Source organism: Arthrobacter sp. JCM 19049, from assembly GCF_001310435.1.
This window is the reverse complement of the sequence record NZ_BAXF01000518.1, coordinates 1-1,483: the sequence shown is the minus strand read 5'-3', so window position 1 is coordinate 1,483 and position 1,483 is coordinate 1. Positions and strand designations below refer to the sequence as shown.

Below are 1,483 nucleotides of genomic sequence, written 5' to 3'. Positions count from 1 at the left end.
ACTAGTGGATCAGTGGTTGTTGCGCGGCCAGCGCAGCAGGGCAGCGATGCCCACCCCGTTGGGCAGCAGCCCGTCGGGGACGTAGCGGATGGTCGCATCGGTCAGCGCGGTGGCCCGCAGCAGCACCTCAGGCGCCGGCCATTGGCCGATGACCAGTTCGGCGTGGTTCGGATCATCCTCCACCGCCACCCAAGGTTCGGCGCTCAGGGCCCGCAGCGTGTGCTCATCCTGGTACTGGCTGACCAGGATCGTGTCGGCCTGCGCCTGCTGCAGGGCCTCCACCACCTCGTTGATGCCCAGGGCCAGGTTCGCCCGCGAGTTGCCCGAGTTGTCCGCCACCCGCTGGGAGAGGGTCTCCAGCTCGGTCGCGGTCACGGTATCCACCAGCTTGCGGATTTCCGCGTCCACGGCGTTGCGGTCGGCCCCGCCGGTGCGGGTATTGGCCTCCAGCATGGCCACCAGGGGCTGCAGCGAGGAGTGCACATAGTCGCGCACCATCTCCCGGGATTTCACATCCCCGGAGATCACGATGAGCCGCACGTAGTTATCGTGCGCCATCTCCCGGATCAGGTCGGCGACCTCCTCGGCGTTGCGCCGGGCCATTTCTTCGGCCGCGGCTGGTTCTTGGGCTGGTCGTATTCCCCGGGCACCTTGCGGGCCACGTGGGTTTCCTCCGGCACGCCCACGATGCCCCGGCTGGCGACCCGTTCGGGGGAGGTGGTGTTGTACAGGTGCACTTCACCGCCGGCCCGCCCGGCCTCGGCCACCAGATAGGAGAAGGCCCCGCCGCGGGCGCGGGCCAGGGCCACAAAGTTCGGGAACGGTCCGGTGTCCACCGCAGTGTTTTCCACCTTCAGGCCCGGGATGATTTCATTGAGCACCACCTGTCCGTCGTGGACGGCAACCATGCGGGCCACCGGGGCGCGCAGCCCCTCGACCGGCTGCAGGGCTTCGGTCATTGCTGAGATGTCGCGAGGATCCGCTTGCTGACTTTTGAGGGTCTTGGCAACTTCATCAGGTAGCCGGTCAGCGGCCTCCTGCGCCGCCGTGGTTCCCAGCGAAGCATCTGCCAAAACAGTGCTCCAAGAGCCGGTCTTTCGATAGAGCGAAGCGTCGATTCCATTAGAATCCGCGCGCAGTGCCATGCTGACTCCCTTCCGCACGCGACCGTTGCAGTCGCGCAGCGACTAGATCCGTGTGACTAACCTAACACCCCAAGTGGTTCCCCGGAAGAGGTGCGGCTCATCAGCTGGTGTCTTGCCAGTGTGCCCCATCGCGACGGTTCATGGCACCGCAGAAGACCGGTTCTGCGGTGCCTTTGAGGGAACTACCAGCGCCCGCGCCAGTATTGCGGTGGGATGGCAGGTTCGGCCTGTAGGGTGTGCGCGGCGCGGTTGGCCCACTGCGGGTCGCCAGCGCGGCCCGTCCGATGCTCACCCCGTCCGCAGCGCCGGTGACCAGGACCTGTTCGGCCTGCACCGGG

2 protein-coding genes are annotated in these 1,483 nt (G+C 66.9%); both read right to left on the bottom strand.

Translation table 11 applies throughout. The features are described from left to right. Window positions 1–9: 9 nt before the first annotated feature. Window positions 10–603, bottom strand: coding sequence for a hypothetical protein (locus JCM19049_RS14005; protein WP_054821887.1), 594 nt, complete (start codon window positions 601–603; stop codon window positions 10–12). Further along, window positions 567–959, bottom strand: coding sequence for a hypothetical protein (locus tag JCM19049_RS14000; protein WP_279403255.1), 393 nt, complete (start codon window positions 957–959; stop codon window positions 567–569). The genes JCM19049_RS14005 and JCM19049_RS14000 overlap by 37 nt, the downstream gene beginning before the upstream one ends. Window positions 960–1,483: the final 524 nt, after the last annotated feature.

Excerpts from the sequence above, each read along its gene's own strand:
- JCM19049_RS14005 (WP_054821887.1), bottom strand. The coding sequence starts at position 603 with ATGGCCCGGCGCAACGCCGAGGAGGTCGCCGACCTGATCCGGGAGATG.
- JCM19049_RS14000 (WP_279403255.1), bottom strand. The coding sequence starts at position 959 with ATGACCGAAGCCCTGCAGCCGGTCGAGGGGCTGCGCGCCCCGGTGGCC.